14 protein-coding genes are annotated in these 18,217 nt (G+C 66.4%); 3 read left to right on the plus strand and 11 right to left on the minus strand.

Annotation, left to right across the window (positions count from 1 at the left end; translation table 11 throughout):
* Positions 1–28 precede the first annotated feature (28 nt).
* The 4 genes from mrdA to DV027_RS01630 all read right to left on the minus strand — a co-directional run bounded on the left by mrdA (position 29) and on the right by DV027_RS01630 (position 4,632).
* Entirely contained in the window at positions 29–1,948 is a 1,920-nt protein-coding gene (mrdA, locus tag DV027_RS01615) for a penicillin-binding protein 2 (protein ID WP_130730206.1), read from the minus strand.
* Positions 1,949–1,982: 34 nt separating this feature from the next.
* Positions 1,983–2,549 (minus strand): rod shape-determining protein, encoded by a 567-nt coding sequence (locus tag DV027_RS01620; protein ID WP_130730207.1) that lies wholly within the window; start codon positions 2,547–2,549, stop codon positions 1,983–1,985.
* Positions 2,546–3,448, minus strand: coding sequence for a rod shape-determining protein MreC (gene mreC / locus DV027_RS01625; protein WP_130730208.1), 903 nt, complete (start codon positions 3,446–3,448; stop codon positions 2,546–2,548). The genes DV027_RS01620 and mreC overlap by 4 nt, the downstream gene beginning before the upstream one ends.
* Before the next feature lie 137 nt (positions 3,449–3,585).
* Complete coding sequence (locus DV027_RS01630) at positions 3,586–4,632, minus strand: rod shape-determining protein (RefSeq protein ID WP_130730209.1); 1,047 nt, start codon at positions 4,630–4,632, stop codon at positions 3,586–3,588.
* A 312-nt stretch (positions 4,633–4,944) separates the two neighbouring features.
* On the opposite strand from DV027_RS01630, the gene DV027_RS01635 reads away from it, so the two are divergent.
* A complete protein-coding gene (locus tag DV027_RS01635) occupies positions 4,945–5,520 on the plus strand; it encodes a YMGG-like glycine zipper-containing protein (protein ID WP_130730210.1) in 576 nt (191 codons plus the stop codon).
* Between the two features lie 112 nt (positions 5,521–5,632).
* Here DV027_RS01635 and DV027_RS01640 read toward each other — a convergent pair whose 3' ends face one another.
* From DV027_RS01640 to DV027_RS01650, 3 genes are all read right to left on the minus strand, one after another.
* Positions 5,633–7,207: a 2-isopropylmalate synthase gene (locus DV027_RS01640; protein ID WP_130730211.1), complete on the minus strand. Its 1,575-nt coding sequence runs from the start codon at positions 7,205–7,207 to the stop codon at positions 5,633–5,635.
* A gap of 298 nt (positions 7,208–7,505) precedes the next feature.
* Positions 7,506–8,432: an N-acetylmuramoyl-L-alanine amidase family protein gene (locus DV027_RS01645; RefSeq protein WP_130730212.1), complete on the minus strand. Its 927-nt coding sequence runs from the start codon at positions 8,430–8,432 to the stop codon at positions 7,506–7,508.
* A 14-nt stretch (positions 8,433–8,446) separates the two neighbouring features.
* The gene (locus DV027_RS01650) at positions 8,447–8,629 is read right to left on the minus strand and encodes a hypothetical protein (RefSeq protein WP_242621682.1); all 183 of its coding nucleotides are present in this window, start codon (positions 8,627–8,629) and stop codon (positions 8,447–8,449) included.
* Positions 8,630–9,098: 469 nt separating this feature from the next.
* Here DV027_RS01650 and DV027_RS01660 point away from each other — a divergent pair, with 469 nt between their 5' ends.
* Both DV027_RS01660 and DV027_RS01665 read left to right on the plus strand, forming a co-directional pair.
* Positions 9,099–12,035 (plus strand): Rne/Rng family ribonuclease, encoded by a 2,937-nt coding sequence (locus tag DV027_RS01660; RefSeq protein WP_130730213.1) that lies wholly within the window; start codon positions 9,099–9,101, stop codon positions 12,033–12,035.
* 239 nt (positions 12,036–12,274) lie between these two features.
* A complete protein-coding gene (locus DV027_RS01665) occupies positions 12,275–12,955 on the plus strand; it encodes a DUF1963 domain-containing protein (RefSeq protein WP_130730214.1) in 681 nt (226 codons plus the stop codon).
* 103 nt (positions 12,956–13,058) lie between these two features.
* Here DV027_RS01665 and DV027_RS01670 read toward each other — a convergent pair whose 3' ends face one another.
* From DV027_RS01670 to DV027_RS01685, 4 genes are all read right to left on the minus strand, one after another.
* Positions 13,059–14,555 (minus strand): helicase HerA domain-containing protein, encoded by a 1,497-nt coding sequence (locus tag DV027_RS01670; protein WP_130730215.1) that lies wholly within the window; start codon positions 14,553–14,555, stop codon positions 13,059–13,061.
* Entirely contained in the window at positions 14,552–15,808 is a 1,257-nt protein-coding gene (locus DV027_RS01675; protein ID WP_130730216.1) for a TIGR03862 family flavoprotein, read from the minus strand. The genes DV027_RS01670 and DV027_RS01675 overlap by 4 nt, the downstream gene beginning before the upstream one ends.
* The gene (cysE, locus tag DV027_RS01680) at positions 15,808–16,584 is read right to left on the minus strand and encodes a serine O-acetyltransferase (protein ID WP_240906544.1); all 777 of its coding nucleotides are present in this window, start codon (positions 16,582–16,584) and stop codon (positions 15,808–15,810) included. The genes DV027_RS01675 and cysE overlap by 1 nt, the downstream gene beginning before the upstream one ends.
* Positions 16,585–16,724: 140 nt before the next feature.
* On the minus strand, positions 16,725–17,957 hold the full coding sequence (locus DV027_RS01685) for a UbiH/UbiF/VisC/COQ6 family ubiquinone biosynthesis hydroxylase (RefSeq protein ID WP_130730218.1): 1,233 nt from the start codon (positions 17,955–17,957) through the stop codon (positions 16,725–16,727).
* Between the last annotated feature and the right edge of the window lie 260 nt (positions 17,958–18,217).

Consider the following 18,217-nt stretch of genomic DNA (forward strand, 5'->3'; position numbering starts at 1 on the left):
CGGGCATGGCGGGGGCATCTGGCCCGTATCAGTCCACCTCGGCCTGCGCCACTTCCTGGCCCGGCGGTTCGCGGTGGTTGACCGGGTCGCGGCGCAGGGTATCGGTCATGATATCACGCGCAAGGGGGGCCGCGACATCGGCACCCGCATTGCCGTGCTCGATCACCACGGCCGTGGCGTAACGCGGCGCGTCATAGGGCGCGAAACAGATGAACAGCGCGTGGGGGCGGTATTCCCACGGCAGGTTGGCGGAGTTGAAGTGCCCGCTCTCGCGCATGGCGCGCGAAACACGCCGCACCTGCGCCGAGCCGGTCTTGCCCGCCATCTGCACGCCCGGAATGTCCAGCCGCGCCTTGGGGGCGGTGCCGCCCTCCTCATTCACCACGGCGAACATGCCGGCCCGTATGTCTTCAAAGAAGTGCTCGGGCATATCCATGCCCGGTGCGCGGCCAAGATCGGTCAGGTCCGCCATGCGCCCCGCCACCGAGCGGATCAGGTGCGGCTGCACGTTGCGCCCCGTGGCGATGCGCGAGACATAGGTGGCAAGCTGCAGCGGCGTCACCTGCACGAAACCCTGCCCGATGCCGCTGACAATGGTGTCGCCACCATTCCAGTGATGCCCATGCGCGCGCCGCCACGTGGGCGTGGGGATCAGCCCCTGGCGCACATGCGGCAGTTCGATCTCGGGGAGTTTGGCGCCAAGGCCAAACAGTTCGGATGTGGCGGCAATCGGGTCCATGCCGGTGCGGCGCGCGACTTCATAGAAGAATACGTCGCACGAATATTTCAGCCCTTGGCGCAGGTTGATCGTGCCATGGCCGTAGCGCGACCAGCAATGGAAGCGCGTGCCGCCCACATCGATATAGCCAGGGCAGGTAATCCGGTCGGAGGGGGAAAGCGTGCCTGCGCGGAGTGCTGCCATGGCCACGGCGGGCTTGAAGGTGGAACCGGGCGGGTACAGCCCCGACACCGCCTTGTTGATGAGCGGGGTCTGGCTGTTGTTGGTCCACTCGATCCACTGCGTCTGGCTCACGCCGCTATCGAACAGCGAGGGGTCGAAAGAGGGGTTGCTGACCATGGCCAGCACCTCGCCATTGCGGCAGTCCATCACCACCGCGCTGGCCGACTGGTCGCCAATGCGGCCAAGCACCTGCTGCTGGAGGCCACTGTCGATGGTGAGCGCGATCTCGTCGCCCGCAAGGCCGGGGTCGCGGTCCAGCTCGGCCATGACGCGGCCCACCGCGTTGACCTCCATCTCCACCGAGCCCACCTGCCCGCGCAGGCTCAAATCCTGTGTCTGCTCGATGCCCGAGCGCCCCACGCGCATGCCCGGCAGGGCGAGTTCGGCATTGTGCACCACGTCCTTTTCCGCCGGGGGTGCCACATAGCCCACCACATGCGCCATGAGCGGGCCGAAGGGATAGACGCGCGTTGTGCCCACATCGATCAGCACGCCCGGCAGCGAGGGCATGTTGAGTTCCAGCCGCGCCATGTCATCCCATGACAGGAAATCACGCAGCATGATGGGGATGAACCGCCGCTTGTGGCGCAGTTCATGCTCGATGCGCACGCTGTCGCGCGGCTCGAGCGGCACGAGCTGGGCAAAACGCTCGAGCGTGCCGTTGATGTCGCTGGTTTCCTCGGCCAGCAGCAGGGCGCGCCAGTTGATGCGGTTGGCCGCGACCGAGATGCCGAACCGGTCGGTAATGCGCCCGCGCGGCGGGGCGAAGAAGCGTTTGCTCAGGCGGTTGTTTTCCGCAAGCTTCGCATAATGACTGCCGTTGAGAACCTGAAGCCCGTACAGACGTTCACCCAATGCCCCGAGCACCGCGCCCTGGGCTGCCATGAGCAGCAGGGCGCGACGGGTAAAGACGCCACGGGAGGGATTCTTGCCCTCCTCCGGGCGCGACATGAGCCGGTTGCCGGATTTCTTCTTGCGTAACTTCATTCACTCATCCGGCACGCAGGCCGTGGCACCGGCTTCAGGCGCGGTCCGCGTTATTGACGACAAAACGGTAGGTCCAGACAAATCCCGTATAGAGAACAGGAAAACTGCCAAAGGCCAGGACTGTCTCGAACACAAAGGGCAGGAACTCCACGATATGCAGCGCCAGCGCGCAGCACAGCACCCATTGTAGCGCCGTAACGCCCACCATCACCACGCCAAACACAAGCCACAGAATAAAAAAATTAACCCGTGCCAGTGTATAACGCCCGGACAGGGCCACGCCATGCACGATCAGCATCATGAGCAGCATCACCCCCGCCGGGCCAAAACTCAGGATATCGGCCCATATGCCCAGCACGAACACCGCCAGCGAGGGCATGAGCGCCGGCACGAACACCGACCACAGGAAAATGGTGGCCATGATGATGGCGGGCATGAGCTCGACCTGGCCGGGCAGGTTGAGCGGTGCCGAGAGCACCAGCGTGACAAAGAACACGAACAGGAACGGCACGCTGCTGCGCACGCCATGGTCGATACGGTAGCCCAGCCCCGAACGGGGGTGGATGCCGGGGCGGATCGGGGGGGGCGTGAAGGTTTTCATCCGTGCAGGCCCTGATCGGGGTGCGCGGGCAGGGGCATGGCGCCGCCACCTGCGGGCAGGGGCACGCGACCCGGCGCATCGGGTGGCACCACGCTATCTTCATAATCGAACACGCGCAGCATATCGACATGATCGAGGTCGGCAGCGGGCACCACCACCGGCTGGCCGGGGCGCAGGTAATGCACATGCCCCACCGGCAGGCCGGCGGGCAGGCTCTCGATCTCGCCGTTGGTCACGACACGCTCGCCCTCGATCGGCACATTGTCCTGCGGGTAGAAGATGATGCGCGGCAGGGCCGAATTGTCGCCCGCCATGATGGCCGCCGCATGGCTCGATTCCAGCGTAACCGGCAGGCGGCTTGACGAATCGGTAATCAGCAGCACCCGCGCCGAGCGCCGCCCCACCTCGGTCACGCGCCCCACAAGCCCCGCGCCATCAAGGGCGATGCCGCCCTTGCGCACCGCCGTATCGGGGTTCAGCGCCAGCAGCACCGCGCGGGCGTACAGCCCGCTGGTGTCGCGCACCACCCGCCCGCTGACGAAGGTGGGCGCGTTATCGGGAATCCAGTGCAGGTTGGCCTTCAGCGTCGCGTTTTCATCGGCCAGCGCAGCCGCCACGTCATACCAGTGGCGCAGCGACACGTTCTCGGCGCGCAGGCGGATGTTCTCGGCCTCGAGGTTGCGGATATCCTGCAGGTTGCCCGATACCCAGCGCAGCTTCTCCTGCGGCCAGGCCACCAGCCCGTAGGCAGGGGCGAGCAGGTCGGCCGTATTCATGCGCAGTTTCTCGATAAGCCCGCGATCGGCCTTGCCAAGCAGGATCACGCCACAGGCCACGAGAATGAGGGCGGGCAGCACGAGCTTGCCCAATGCCTGGCGGAACTGGATGGAGACAGGCATCACGCACGCTCCCCACGCGCGGCGCCCGCGCCATGCCGGTCGGATCGTTCATTCCTGCCTGGTCGCCGGACCTGCATCGTCCTGCGTCTCCCCCCTCGGCACGCCGCCCTGCCTTGCGCCGTGGGCGGCGGCCGTCGTTAGTACATGCTTGTCAGTACATTGCGCAGGCGCTTCATTTCCTCAAGCGCACGGCCCGTGCCCATGGCCACGCAGGACAGCGCATCCTCGCCCACCGTCACCGGCAGGCCGGTTTCACGCCGCAGCACTTCATCCAGCCGGTACAGCAGCGCGCCGCCACCGGTCAGGACAATGCCCTTGTCCACGATATCGGCGGCAAGCTCGGGCGGGGTATTTTCGAGCGCCGTGGTCACCGCGTCAAGAATCTGGCTGACGGGCTCGGCAAGGCTCTCGGCAATCTGCGCCTGCGAGACGACAACCTCGCGCGGCACGCCATTGATCAGGTCGCGCCCCTTGACCTCGCGCCACGGGCCGGGATCCTGCGGGTCATCAGGCGGCATGGCCGAGCCGAGATGGATCTTGATCTGCTCGGCCGAGCTTTCACCAATCAGGAGATTATGGTTGCGGCGGATGTAGGAGATGATCGCCTCATCCATCTTGTCGCCACCCACCCGCACGGAGCGCGCGTACACGATGCCACCGAGCGAGATGACCGCCACTTCCGTCGTGCCACCGCCGATATCGACGATCATGCTACCCGAAGGCTCGGTCACCGGCAGGCCCGCGCCAATGGCGGCTGCCATGGGTTCCTCGATCAGGAACACCTTGCGGGCGCCGGCGCTCTCGGCACTTTCCTGGATGGCGCGGCGCTCGACGGCAGTGGAGCCCGAGGGTACGCACACGATAATCAGCGGGCTTGCGAACATGCGCCGGTTATGGACCTTGCGGATGAAATGCTTGATCATTTCCTCCGCCACCTCGAAATCCGCAATCACGCCATCGCGCAGCGGGCGGATGGCCGTGATGTTGCCGGGCGTGCGGCCAACCATCTGCTTGGCTTCCTCGCCAACCGCGAGCACCTGTTTCTTGCCCCGTACCTCTGCCAGCGCGACGACCGAAGGTTCGTTCAGGACGATGCCGCGCCCCTTCACGTAAACCAGCGTATTCGCCGTGCCGAGGTCGATCGCCATGTCAGCGGAAAGCAGACCCAGTACACGAGCAAACATCCAGAACTCCCGACAACAACCACCAGACAGGACTGTTCCATCTCCCGACCGGCGGCACCGCATGCCCTCATGGCATACCTGCGTCACGTCGAAAACCGTCTGGGTAAGGTCGAGGGATTACCGGCGCGCGCAGGCAGGGGCAAGAGGCGATAGGGTTTTAATTTATTAAAATCTTCACAGCCGGGGGGATTGTTACAAATTGCCCCTCTTTGGTCATGGCCAAACCACCATCACCGCTCCATCTATGATCCTGTACCAGGCGGAAAGCGGTCCATCGTGGCATCGCCCGCCATAAAAGCGGAAAAAAACTACATGAAGACTTCATCGCCCCGCATGACCATTCGCCCGGCCCTGCTGCTTGCGGCGACACTGTGCCTTGGCCTTGGCGCATGCGAGGACACGCGCGACCCCGGCCAGCGCGCCATTGGCGGCGGGCTGCTTGGCGCAGGCGGCGGCGCGCTGATCGGGGGGCTGGCGGGCGGCGGCCAGGGCGCCGCCATTGGCGCGCTGGCCGGGGCGGCGGGGGGCGCTGCCATCGGTGCCGCCACCACGCCGCGCAACCGCCCCCGTGGCGAGGCCCCTTCCACCGTGTGCGCGGGCGGGCGGGTCCTGCCGCCGGGCTACGGGCCGCAGAGCTGCCCCGAGGCCGCGGGCCAGCGCGCGGGCTACGCAAACCAGCGCGGCTACGCCACCCCCAGCTACCCCCAGCAGGGCGGGTATGGCCAAGGGGCGTATGGCCAGAGTGAATATGGTCAGGGCGGATACAACCAGGGCGGCTATGACCAGAGCGGCTATTACGGCCAGCAGCAGGGTGGCTATGCCCAGCCCTATGGCTACGGGCAGGAAAGCGGCTACCAGCAGGGCTATGAAGGCGAAGGCGGCTACTGAACCCCGGGTACGACACCGCCCCGCCGTGACAGGACACGGCGGGGCGGTGTGACGACATCTGGCACGCTGCCTTTATTTAACGAAGGCAGCGTTTTACGAAGCGTTCTGCCACTCAGGCTTCGAGTGCGGCAGGCTCGGCCCGGTCGCGCTTGACCAGCAGCTTGTTGAGCGCATGCACATAGGCGCGCACGGCCGAGACCAGTGTATCGGCATCAGCGCCCTGCCCATCGACCAGCTTGCCATCTTCCCCCAGCCGCACGGAGGTGCGGGCCTGCGCGTCGCTGCCCTCGGTCACGGCACCGACGGAATAGAGCTGCAGCGTCGCATCATGCGGCACGATGGCGCGGATGGCGTTGAACGCGGCATCGACCGGCCCCTGCCCTTCCGCATGGCCTTCACGCCGCGCGCCATCGACTTCCAGCACCAGATCGGCGGTGGCGGGGCGGCGCGAGCCTGCGGTTACATCCAGCGAGATGAAGCGGATGCGGGCATGGTCGCGCACTTCATCGTCAACCAGCGCCACCAGGTCATCGTCGTAGATGACCTTCTTGCGGTCGGCCAGGTCCTTGAAGCGGGCGAACGCCTCGTTGAACTGCTCTTCCTCCAGCTTGTCGTAGCCCATGGCCTTGAGCTTGTCGCGGAAGGCCGCGCGCCCCGAATGCTTGCCCAGCACCAGGGAGGAGCGGGTCCAGCCCACGCTTTCGGGCGTCATGATCTCGTAGGTGGCGGCGTTTTTCAGGATGCCATCCTGATGGATGCCACTTTCATGCGCGAAGGCGTTGCGGCCCACGATGGCCTTGTTGGGCTGCACGTCAAAGCCGGTGATGGTGGCCAGCATGCGCGAGGTGCGCAGCAGGCGCTCGGTATGGATGCCGGTCGTAAAGGGCAGCACGTCATGGCGCGTGCGCAGCACCATGATGATTTCCTCCAGCGCCGCGTTACCCGCGCGCTCGCCAATGCCGTTGATGGTGCATTCCACCTGGCGCGCGCCCGCCTTCAGCGCCGCGATGGTGTTGGCAACCCCCAGGCCCAGGTCATTATGGTTGTGGGTGGAGAAGATGACGCCATCGGCCCCCGGCACGCGGGCGCGCAGGTCAGCGAAGATACGGGCCATGTCCTCGGGCGTGGAATAGCCCACCGTGTCGGGAATGTTGATGGTGGTCGCCCCCGCGCGGATGGCGGTCTCGACACAGCGGCACAGGAAGTCGGGCTCGGTGCGCGAGCCATCCTCGGCGGACCATTCCACGTCATCGGTGAACTGGCGGGCGGCGCGGTTGCCGGCCTCGATCACTTCGAGCACCGTCTCGGGCTCCATGCGCAGCTTGTACTTCATGTGCAGCGGCGAGGTGGAGATGAAGTTGTGGATGCGCCCGCGCTTCGCGGGTTTGATCGCCTCGCCCGCGCTGGCGATGTCGTTCTTGCCGCCGCTACGGGCGAGCGCGCACACCACGGTGCTCTTCATCTTCTGGGCAATCTGGTGAACGCTGTCGAAATCGCCCTTGGAGGCCACGGGAAAGCCCGCCTCCATCACGTCCACGCCCAGTTCCTCCAGCGCTTCGGCCATGCGCAGCTTCTCGGCGAGGTTCATGGAAAAGCCGGGCGACTGCTCGCCATCACGCAGCGTCGTGTCAAAGATGATGACGCGGTTGGGGTCGATGCGGCCAAAGGAAGGATGGTCGATGCTCATGGTAATAACCTCGGACTTGGTCCTGACATGGGACGGGCGACGGCACGCGCATGCGGCCTGTCTGTTCGTGTTCGCGCGGCTGCATGGCCGCTCCGATCAATCCCCTGGGCGCGCCGGCACGCAGGCCGGCCCTGATCGCTCAGGGGCGGATAAGTCGAAGACGAAGGAGTCCCGTCGCGGCACATGCGCGCGCGGAAAGGCGCGCATGTGCGCCCGATCCGATCCCCACGATGTGCGCTGTCGTTACCATGCCGGGCACAATACAGCCCCGCAACGTGATTGCAACCCGAAAAGCGCCCTAGCCCGTGGCATGGGTGACCATGCTGTCGGTGGCGAAATAACGGTCGATGGCCTGCACCATGGCCCCCGCCACCACCATGCGGTGAGCGGCCTGCCGCAGGGCGGCCTCATCCATGTGGTTGGACATGAAGCCCATCTCGACCAGCACGGAAGGAATATCGGCCGATTTCAGCACCACGAAGGAGGCATGGCGCGAGGGATGCTGCAACAGCCCGATGCGCGGGCGGAAGGCGGTGACGATGCTGCTGGCCATGTGGGCCGCGCCGTGCCGGGTTTCCTCGGTCACGAGGCTGGCGAGGATTTCCTGCACCTCGGGCGAATCCGCATGCACGTGCGGGCCGCCATAGCGGTCGGCGCTGTTCTCGGTGCGCGCCAGCATGGCCGTCTGCCGGTCCGATGCCTTTGATGAGAGCGTATAGACGCTGGCCCCGCGCACGGCGCGGTTGGTCAGCGCATCGGCATGCATGGAAATGAACAGCGAGGCCTTGTGGCTGTGCGCGATATCCACCCTGCCCTCGAGCGGGATGAAGCGGTCATCGGCGCGCGTCATGGCCACGCGGTAGCGGCCACTGGCCTCAAGCTGGCGCTGCAGCTCGCTGGCCGCCGCTTCCGCCACATGCTTTTCATACGTGCCGGAAATGCCGATGGCACCGGGGTCCTTGCCGCCATGGCCGGGGTCGAGCATGACCAGCGGCTTTGGCGCAGCCGCCCGGCCCACGATGGCGGGCGCGTGCAGCGGGTGGGCGGCGTGATGGGCCGCGGCGGCCGCATGCACATGGGCCGGCACATGGGGCGCCACCCACGCCAGCGCGCTGCCGGGCAGCAGCACGCCCAGCCCCGCCACAACAGCGCGGCGGGGCAGCACGGGGTCGGGCCTGCGTGCTGTCAGGCCCGCCTTGTTTCCATCAGGCCAGCCAGTGGTCATGCATCGGTTTCCGGTCAGGGCAGTTGCGAGTTCATGTGTCTTTTTTCCTTATCACCATCCACGCCCCCCGTCAGCGGGATAAACGCAAGCCCCTTGCAGGAAGGGCCACATTGCGCCATGCTGCCCAGCCGTGATGGACCGCGCCCGGTCTGGCTGCCGCGCTGGCATGCCTGGTAGGGCGAAATGCCAGCAGGCATGACTTAAAAACTCCATCCGGCATGCATCATGCATGCGCGACATGCGCTTACCGGTATGCTTACCGGCCACGCCACGGCGTGGGGGCACATGCCACGCACGACCTGAGGCAGCCGCACCGGTGTTCCCCATCGACAGGAGACCGGATGGCATACCAGTCGATACGGAAGGTTCCGCCCCGGCAATCAGGCCGGGCCGCGCCTCCCCCAGCCAAGACCGAGGATGGATTGGACACCACGCGGACCTTTTCCGCATATGCGATGACACCATGCGCGAATACGGGCGGCACGATCATGCCGCATCCGGTCGTGGCGCATGGCCTGTCCGCCCGCGCAGGGCGCGGTGGTCTCCCGTCCGGGTCCGGTCACGGCTTTTTCAATCATGCTTTTGTCCGCTCCCCCGCCCCTCCTGCCGCCACGACTCGCGCGCAGCCCGGATGCCGGAGCGTGACACACCGGAGTGCGCCTATTTATGAGCAAACGCATGCTGATCGACACGACCCACGCGGAAGAAACCCGCGTGGTCGTGATGGATGGTAACCACCTTGAGGATTATGATGTCGAGGCTGCTTCCAAGAAGCAGCTCAAGGGCAACATCTACCTTGCCAAGGTTATCCGTGTAGAACCCAGCCTCCAGGCTGCGTTCGTGGATTATGGCGGCAACCGCCATGGCTTTCTCGCCTTCAGCGAAATCCACCCCGATTATTACCAGATCCCCGTAGCGGACCGCGAAAAGCTGCTCGCGCTGCAGGAGGAGGAACGCCGCGCGGAGGAAGAACGCCGCGCGCGTGATGACGAGGAAGACGACGCCCCCCGCGCCGAGGACGAAACCGAAACCCCCGCGGACGACGAAGGCGACGAGCCCGAAACCGTAGGTGGCGAGAACGATACCGGCGACGAGGCCCAGGCCCAGCGCCGCATCGCCCGCTTCCTGCGCAACTACAAGATTCAGGAAGTCATCCGCCGCCGCCAGATCCTGCTCGTGCAGGTGGTCAAGGAAGAGCGCGGCAACAAGGGTGCTGCGCTGACCACCTATGTCTCGCTGGCGGGCCGCTACTGCGTGCTCATGCCCAACTCGCTGCGTGGTGGCGGGGTTTCGCGCAAGATCACCTCGGTGGCCGATCGCCGCCGCCTGCGCGACATCATTACCGAGCTGTCGATTCCGCGCGGCATGGCCATGATCGTGCGCACCGCCGGCGCCCAGCGCCCGCGCGCCGAGATCATGCGCGATTGCGAATACCTGCTGCGCCTGTGGGATGACATCCGCCAGCACACGCTGGAATCGGTCGCCCCCGCCCTGATCTATGAGGAAGCGAGCCTGATCAAGCGCGCCATCCGCGATATCTACACGCGCGAGGTGAGCGAGATCCTGATCGATGGCGAGCCGGGCTGGAAGTCGGCGCGCGAGTTCATGCGCATGCTCATGCCCCAGAACGCCCAGAAGGTGCGCCTGTGGCAGGACCACGAGCAGACCCTGTTCTCGCACTACAAGGTGGAGGGGCTGCTTGATTCCATGCTCTCGCCTTCCGTGCAGCTCAAGTCGGGTGGCTACCTGGTCATCAACCAGACCGAGGCGCTGGTTGCGATCGACGTGAACTCGGGCCGCGCCACGCGTGAGCGCAACATCGAGGAAACGGCGCTGCGCACCAACCTCGAGGCCGCCGAGGAAGTCGCCCGCCAGCTGCGCCTGCGCGACCTTGCCGGGCTGATCGTGATCGACTTCATCGACATGGAAAGCCGCAAGCATAACGGCATGGTCGAGCGCAAGCTCAAGGATGCCCTGCGCACCGACCGCGCGCGCATCCAGGTGGGCCAGATCTCGCATTTCGGCCTGCTGGAAATGTCGCGCCAGCGCCTGCGCCCCTCCATTGCCGAATCCGCCTTCATGCCCTGCCCGCACTGCCAGGGCACCGGTATCGTGCGCGGGATCGAAAGCTCCTCGCTGCACGTGCTGCGCGCGATCGAGGACGAGGGCATGCAGCGCAAGGCTGCGGAAATCACCGTGCAGGTGGCGCCCGAGGTTGCCTTCTACATCCTCAACAACAAGCGCGCCTGGCTTTCGGAAATCGAGACACGGCACAAGATGCAGGTCGTGTTTGCACCCGATGCCACGCTGCAGCCGCCCGAGTGCAAGATCGAGCGCGTGCGCCAGCAGACGGCCCGCTTCGAGGCCCCTGCCGCCATCACGCATGCCCCGGCTGAAAACAGCACCGTGCGCGAGATCCAGATCCAGGCCGAGCCGCCGGTAGCGGACGCCGCCCCGGAAGCCCCGGCCAGCACGGAAGAGGACGAGGATATCGCATCGGGCACCGACCATCGCCGCCGCCGTCGCCGCCGCCGTCGCCGTGGTTCCGCTGCCACCACGCCCGAGCAGACGGCCGAGACGCCGCAGGCTCCCGCAGCCGAGGAACCGGCCCCCGTGCCCGCTCCCGCGCCGCGTGAAACCTATCGCGGCCCCACCCCGGCTGACCCGTATGGCGACCCGATCATCGACATCTTTGATGTGATCGAGCAGACCACGGCACCGGCCGAGATTGTGAAAGAGGTTGTGGAAGCCGAACCCGCAGTGGTCGCGGTAGCTACAGAAGAGGAAGCGCCCAAGCCGCGCCGCCGCCGCCGCACGCGCCGCCGCACCCCGGTGGAAACGGAAGCCACCACCGAGGCCCCGCAGGCCGGGGCGGAAGCCGAAGTGAGCGCACCAGAGGCCGAAGCACCGGTGGTGGAAGCCGAAGCGGTTCCTGCCGAGCCGGTGGTTGTGGAAGCCGCAGCCGAACCCGTGGAGGAAGCGCCCAAGCCGCGCCGCCGCCGCGCCAGCAGCACGGCCACCACCACGCGCAGCCGCCGCAGCAGGGCCGCCGCCAAGACGCCGGAAGAAACCCCGGCCGAGGCAACGCCCGAGGCTGCCGAGGAAGTGGCCCCTGCCGAGGAAGCCGCACCCGCCAAACCCGCACGCAAGCGGGCGACCAGCCGGAGCACGGGCACGACGGCGGCCACCACGCGCCGCCGCACCACCCGCAAGACGGCTGCCAAGGCGGATGAGGCCACCGAGGCTGCGGCTGAAGCACCCGTGAAGGCGGAAGCCGAAGCCCCGGCAGCAGAAGAGGCCCCCAAGCGCCGCCGTGCCCCGGCACGCCGCAAGAAGGCCGAGCCTGCCGCCACCGAGGCCACGCAAGCCCCGGCGGAAGCCGTAGCCGAGACGGCGGAAGCCGCACCGGCAAAGCCCGCGCCGCGCAAGCGTGCCACCACCCGCAAGGCCGCCACTACAACGGCGGCAACGGCCACCCGCACGCGCCGCCGCAAGAAGGCGGAGGATGCAGCGGAACCGGCAACGGATGACGCGGCTGAACCTGCCGCATCGACCGAAGCGGAAGCGACGCCCCGCCGCCGCACGGGCTGGTGGAAGCGCTGAGTGCAGCGTAGCTGACTGACCAAGTAAAAAACCTGCCTTCGCAAGAAGGCAGGTTTTTTCTTGCGCGGGTAAATCCTGTTTTTCTATTTCAATCAAAAGTTTTTGGTAAAGATTTTTTCAAAAAGCTTTGAAAGCTGCTGTGTTTAAAAAAGTAGGCCTAAAAAATTTTATTATTTCTCTATTAATATGCATAACCATGTTCATGCAGAAATTGTACAAGTTAAAGGACTGGTACAACCATGACCCCAGCCGCTCGCAAATGCCTTGACCAGCTTCGCACCCTGCTCCGCCCGGCTTCGATTGCGACCGCAGGCGGCTTTCGCCCGCCATCCGACCCGGTCACGTCATGGTTCTGCCGGGGCGTGGGCCAGCCGGGGGAAAACCTGCCTCAATGGAACGGCAGGCCCATGATCCCCATCCTGCAGATCCGGATTGATGAACTGCCTTACGTGCCGGAGCAACTGGCCCATCTGGCCCTTATTGTCGTGTTTTTCGACATGGAGGATCTGCCCTTCGACAAGCCACATGGCGAAGGCTGGGTGATCCGTGAATATACGTCAACCGATGGCCTGGTGCCGCTGCCCGAGGCTACCCACGACTTCAAGCCATTCCCCATTCGCTGGACGCGCGTTGAGGATGACGCCCCCTACCGGGAAGGGGCCTGTGCCCTGCCGATCGACATGGGCGCCCTTGATGACGATGAAGCGGCAGAAAAGGCGTTCTACGATGACTTCCAGCGCTATGACCAGACCAAGGTGGGCGGCTACCCGACCGAGGTGCAGTCTGACGTAGGGGTGGAGGATTTCGTGTTCCAGATCGGCTCGGAAGAAAAGGTCCACCTGATCTGGGTTGATGCCGGGATCGCCTATTTCTTCCGCACGCCCGATGGGGCGTGGCGCTGGGCGTGCGAGTTTTACTGACAGGCACGCGCGGGAGTAAACATTCTTGGGTGCCGCCTTTTTTCAAAAAAGCGGTGTTCTTCGAAGCTTTTTGAAAAAAGCTTCACCAAAAACTTCTTTATGATCAATCACCTTCAGGCAATGCGGGCGCGGTTTCCCAGCCGGGGCCGATAATGGCGGCGCTGCGGCGGCCCAGCCCGTCATGGCGCAGCACGATCATGTTCTGCTCCTCAAGGTAGGCAAGCTGCCGCCGGGCGCGGCCCAGCGAGTGGGTGCCATAGGTCCGCGCAATCACGCTGTCGGACGGGCACGGCTCCCCATGCAGCGCCGCCCGCGCAATGAGCAGGAAGATGCCCTGCATGTCATCTGGCAGCACGGCGGCCATCTGCTCGGCCTGCCGCCAGTCCTCGCTTTCCACCGTCGTGGCATCCACGCCCGCGCGGGCAACCGCCAGCAGGCGGCGGAAGCGCGGCATGTCGAGCGCGTCACGGCCCATGCCCTCGATCCGGCAGCGCACCAGAAAATCCTGATACAGCACATGCACCGGGCGGAAGCCCGCATCCTCATCACGCAGTATGTCGGTCAGGATCTCGATAAAGCGCAGCCTGAGGGCCGCCGCATCCACCGGCGGGGCTTCGGGCGCAGCCGTTTCGGCCTCCAGCATCGCGGTCTCGGCATGGGCGGCAAGCTGCGAGAGGATATCGGGCGGCGGGCTGACATGGCGCGGCGCGCGTGCGGGCAGTTCGCGCTCGGGCACCGGGGTCAGGATCAGTTCGCGTATTTCGTCGCCCGCGGGCACTGGCTCGAAGGGCATCAGCGTGGGGCCAGCCGAGCGGCTTTCAGTCTCGACCGGGCCGATTTTAACCGCAAGCGGCCTGCGGCACACGGCGGGGCCGAGGGCCACGAAATAACCGCGCTCAAGGTCACGGAAGCTCTCGGCCTGCCGCCTTTCCATGCCCAGCAGGTCGGCGGCACGCATCATGTCGATATCGAGGAAAGTGCGGCCCATAAGGAAGTTTGAGGCCTCGGCCGCGACATTCTTGGCAAGCTTCGCCAGGCGCTGGGTGGCGATCACGCCCGCCAGCCCGCGCTTGCGCCCACGGCACATAAGGTTGGTCATGGCTCCCAGCGAGGCGCGGCGTGCCTCATCCGATACCTCGCCCGCGGCTGCTGGCGCAAAAAGCTGGGCTTCATCCACCACCACCAGCACAGGGTACCAGTAATCGCGCGGCACCTCGAACATGCCGCCAAGGAAAGCAGCGGCGCGGCGCATCTGCACATCCGCATCCACGCCCTCAAGGTTCAGGATGACCGAGGCGCGGTGCATGCGCATGCGCTCGCCCGCCGCCTGCAGGGCGGCCTCGGTATGCTCGGCGGCATCAATGACCAGATGGCCGAAGCGCTCGGCCAGGCTGACGAAGTCGCCCTCGGGGTCGATGATGGCCTGCTGCACCATGCGCGCCGACTGCTCGAGCAGGCGGCGCAGCAGGTGCGACTTGCCCGAGCCGGAATTGCCCTGCACCAGCAGGCGGGTGGACAGCAGTTCGGCCAGGTCCATGGTCACGGGGCCATCGCCCGCAACAGCCCCGCGCCGCTCGCCAATCGTGATTGCAACACTCATGGCGCTGACGGATACCGCTCACGGCGCGAGTCCTGCAACCACGCCCATGCGCCCTCGCCCGCCATGCGGCCCGTGGCCATGCAGCCCTGCAGCAGGTAGCCGCCGGTGGGGGCCTCCCAGTCCAGCATTTCACCTGCAGCAAACACGCCGGGCAGCGCGCGGATCATGAAATGCGCATCGAGTGCGGGCCACGCAATGCCACCGGCCACCGATATGGCCCGGTCCAGCGCGGCAGGGGCGTTGACTTCAACCGGCACGGCCTTGACCCGTGAGGCAAGGGCCTGTGGCGCGCGCGGGGGCGGTCCGTCGCCGCCTTCACGCATCAGCGCCACCGCAACGGGGGAAAGCTTCAGCGCCTTGCGTAGCGTGTTGGACAGGCTCTCACGCGCACGCACGCGGGCGATGCGCGTCGTGATCTCGGCCACGTCAAGGGCCGGGCGCAGGTCAATGAGCAGGCGGGCGTGGCCTGCTTTGGCAATCCGCTCGCGAATGGCGGCCGAGAGCGCATAGACCGCACCCCCCTCGATGCCCGTATCGGTCACCACCGCCTCGCCGCGCACGCTCGGTCCATTTTCCAGCGCAAGGCCGATACCGCGCAGCGGTGTGCCCGCAAACCGCGCGCGAAAGGCCGGGCTCCATCCGGTCACGAACCCGCAATTGGCAGGCGCGAACGGCGTGACATCCACGCCGAGTTCCCCCAGGTGCGCGCGCCATGCGCCGTCAGACCCCAGCCGTGCCCAGCTTGCACCCCCCATGGCCAGCACGGTGGCATCCACCCGCCAGCCCGCCACCCCGCCGGGGCCGGACACGCGCAGGCGGCCTGCTTCATCCCAGCCCAGCCAGCGGTGGCGGGTGAGCAGGCGCACCCCACGCGCGGCCAGTCGCGCAAGCCACGCGCGCAGCAGGGGGGACGCCTTCATGGCGCGCGGGAACACCCGCCCGCTGCTGCCGGTAAAACAGGGCTGGCCCAGCCCTTCGGCCCATTTCACCATATCGGCCGGGCCGAAGGCGGACAGGGCCGCCCGCATCATCGGCATGGCCGCCCCATAGCGGGCGCCAAAGGCTGCCGGATCCTCGGAATGGGTCAGGTTCAGCCCGCCGCGCCCGGCCATGAGCAGCTTGCGGCCCATGGTGGGCATCTGCTCGACCACGCTCACCGCGCAGCCCCGCTCGGACAGGATCTCGGCTGCGGCAAGGCCCGCGGGCCCTCCGCCAATAACGGCCACATGCGGCCTGAAAACGAATTCGGTCATCAGATGATGTAATCAATCGGCGGAAGCATCTGGTCCATGGTGAAGGCGGGCAGGCTGGAATGGCGCGTGCCCACAACCCGGGCCGGGTTGCCCACCACCGTGGTGTAGGGCGAGACGGATTCCAGCACGATGGACCCCGCCCCCACCTTGGCCCCCTCGCCAATCTCGATATTGCCCAGGATGGTGGCGCCCGCGCCAATCAGCACCCCCCGGCGCACCTTGGGGTGGCGGTCGCCCACGTTCTTGCCGGTGCCGCCAAGCGTCACGCCCTGCAGCAGCGACACGTCATCCTCCAGCACCGAGGTCTCGCCAATGACGATGCCCGTGCCGTGGTCGAACAGCACCCGCCGCCCCAGCCGGGCGGCGGGGTGGATATCGACGCCAAACAGTTCCGAGCAGCGGCTCTGCAGGTGCAGCGCCAGATAGCTGCGCCCGTTATGCCACAGCCAGTGCGCCACGCGGTGGCTCTGCACGGCGTGGTAGCCCTTGAAGAACAGGAAGGGCGTTACGTATTCCGCCGTGGCCGGGTCGCGCTCGCGGATGGCCACGAGGTCGGCCGCCGCGGCGTTGACGATATCGGGGTCAGCCTCGAACACTTCGGTCACCAGTTCGGCCAGCGCGTCATCGGCCACCGAGCGGTCGCCCAGCTTGCGCCCGAGCAGGGCGGCGAGCGCGCCGCGAAAGGAACCATGATTGCGGATGCCCGTGGCCAGCAAGCCCTTGACCAGCGGGTCATTGCAGCCACACGCGCCACTTACGATCTCGCGCCACAGCATGGCGGGGTCGACCGGCCCCAGCGTGGGGGGCAGCACGGGGCTGGCGCGGTCCTTCAGCGAAAGGGCGGCAGGCGGGGTTTCAGGCATGATCGGTCCGTTCCGTCCGGTGGGCGGTGTTCATATGTCTGGCAGGCAGGCGTTTACAGCCCCATGGCGTGCCGGGCAAAGCTGCGGCGCAGGGGGGTTATGCGGTTGACGGTGGCCAGCCCCACGTCACGCGCCAGGCGCAGCACGGGGTTGTCGTTGCCAAACAGGCGCTCGAGCGCATCGGTGGCTGCCAGCATGAGCATGTTGGCAGGCCTGCAGCGCGCCTGGTAGCGGCGCAGCACGTCAGGCGCCCCCACATCGCCGCCCGCCGCATGTACCTGCGCCAGGATGTCGGCCATGGCGATCACGTCACGGAAGCCAAGGTTGAGCCCCTGGCCCGCAATGGGGTGGATGCCGTGGGCGGCATCACCCACCAGCGCCAGACGGGTATCAATGTAACGCTGCGCATACTGCGCGGAAAGCGGATAGACCCAGCGCCGCCCCACGGGGGTCACGGCACCCAGCCATTCATCGCCCATGCGGCGGCGGATCTCGTGGGTAAAGGCGTCATGCGGCAGGTCGGCCAGGCGGTGGGCCACCTTCTCGCTCTCGGTCCACACCAGCGCGGAAAGGTTCGGGTGCTGCGCGTTGCCCGCCATGGGCAGCTGGGCAAAGGGGCCTGCGGGCAGGAAATGCTCCAGCGCACGGCCTTCATGCGGGAATTCGTGGGCAACCGCGCACACGATGCCGCACTGGTTGTAGGGCATGCGGGTGACCGTGATGCGGGCCTGGTCGCGCAGCGGGCTGCGCCGCCCCTCGGCCGCCACCACGAGGCGGGCGTTGATGGTGCGGCCGCTGGTGGTGTGGATCACGGCACCATCAGCCGTGCGGGTCACGCGGCCTTCATCGGGGGCGAAAACATGCAGGCCCGGCGTGGCGTGAAGGGCTGCATTGAGCGCCACGCGCAGGGCGCGGGCCTCGATCATGGCGCCGAAGGGCTGGTCGGCATCGGCCCTGCCAAATTCAAGGAACAGGGGCGAAGGCGGCTGGCCGGGCCTGCCATCGGTCACGCGGATCTCGTTGATGTCGCACGACTCCATGGGCAGGCGGGCCCACACGCCCGCCTCCTCAAGCAGGCGGCGCGAGCCTGCGGCAATGGCATAGGCGCGGCCATCAAAGGCGGGGTGCTCCATGGGCGGCAGGGCCGCGCGATCAATGATCGCGACCTGCATGCCTGCGGTGGCCAGGCGGCAGGCCAGCGTGGCGCCAACCGGACCCGCCCCCACGATGCAGACATCAACCCCAAGGGCTTCGGGCATGGTGGTGGCTGTCATGTTCGCGGTCATTTCGTTTCCTGTTCTGGGGCCGCCGGGCAACGGGGCAGGCCACACGGATTTACTCCCCACCGGGGGCAACGCACAAGCACACATGCCGGATGCGTGGCGTGAAGGCGGATGACATGCATCTGTGAGTGCTGGTTGTAATCTCCCCAAATGTGCTGGTTGAAAATTCCCCAGTTTGAGAACTGTGCGTGATCGTCATGGGGGCATGCCCCCATGACGATCACGCGGCACATTTATCCCTGCTGATGCCAAAGGAAGGGCGA

It is taken from the genome of Komagataeibacter xylinus (assembly GCF_004302915.1).
Taxonomy (GTDB): Bacteria; Pseudomonadota; Alphaproteobacteria; order Acetobacterales; family Acetobacteraceae; genus Komagataeibacter; species Komagataeibacter xylinus_C.

Coding starts and splice junctions, on each gene's coding strand:
- mrdA (WP_130730206.1), bottom strand. CDS start 1,948: ATGAAGTTACGCAAGAAGAAATCCGGCAACCGGCTCATGTCGCGCCCG.
- DV027_RS01635 (WP_130730210.1), top strand. CDS start 4,945: ATGAAGACTTCATCGCCCCGCATGACCATTCGCCCGGCCCTGCTGCTT.
- DV027_RS01660 (WP_130730213.1), top strand. CDS start 9,099: ATGAGCAAACGCATGCTGATCGACACGACCCACGCGGAAGAAACCCGC.
- DV027_RS01665 (WP_130730214.1), top strand. CDS start 12,275: ATGACCCCAGCCGCTCGCAAATGCCTTGACCAGCTTCGCACCCTGCTC.
- DV027_RS01640 (WP_130730211.1), bottom strand. CDS start 7,207: ATGAGCATCGACCATCCTTCCTTTGGCCGCATCGACCCCAACCGCGTC.
- DV027_RS01670 (WP_130730215.1), bottom strand. CDS start 14,555: ATGAGTGTTGCAATCACGATTGGCGAGCGGCGCGGGGCTGTTGCGGGC.
- cysE (WP_240906544.1), bottom strand. CDS start 16,584: ATGCTGTGGCGCGAGATCGTAAGTGGCGCGTGTGGCTGCAATGACCCG.
- DV027_RS01645 (WP_130730212.1), bottom strand. CDS start 8,432: ATGACCACTGGCTGGCCTGATGGAAACAAGGCGGGCCTGACAGCACGC.
- DV027_RS01620 (WP_130730207.1), bottom strand. CDS start 2,549: ATGAAAACCTTCACGCCCCCCCCGATCCGCCCCGGCATCCACCCCCGT.
- DV027_RS01685 (WP_130730218.1), bottom strand. CDS start 17,957: ATGACCGCGAACATGACAGCCACCACCATGCCCGAAGCCCTTGGGGTT.
- mreC (WP_130730208.1), bottom strand. CDS start 3,448: ATGCCTGTCTCCATCCAGTTCCGCCAGGCATTGGGCAAGCTCGTGCTG.
- DV027_RS01630 (WP_130730209.1), bottom strand. CDS start 4,632: ATGTTTGCTCGTGTACTGGGTCTGCTTTCCGCTGACATGGCGATCGAC.
- DV027_RS01650 (WP_242621682.1), bottom strand. CDS start 8,629: ATGCCTGCTGGCATTTCGCCCTACCAGGCATGCCAGCGCGGCAGCCAG.
- DV027_RS01675 (WP_130730216.1), bottom strand. CDS start 15,808: ATGACCGAATTCGTTTTCAGGCCGCATGTGGCCGTTATTGGCGGAGGG.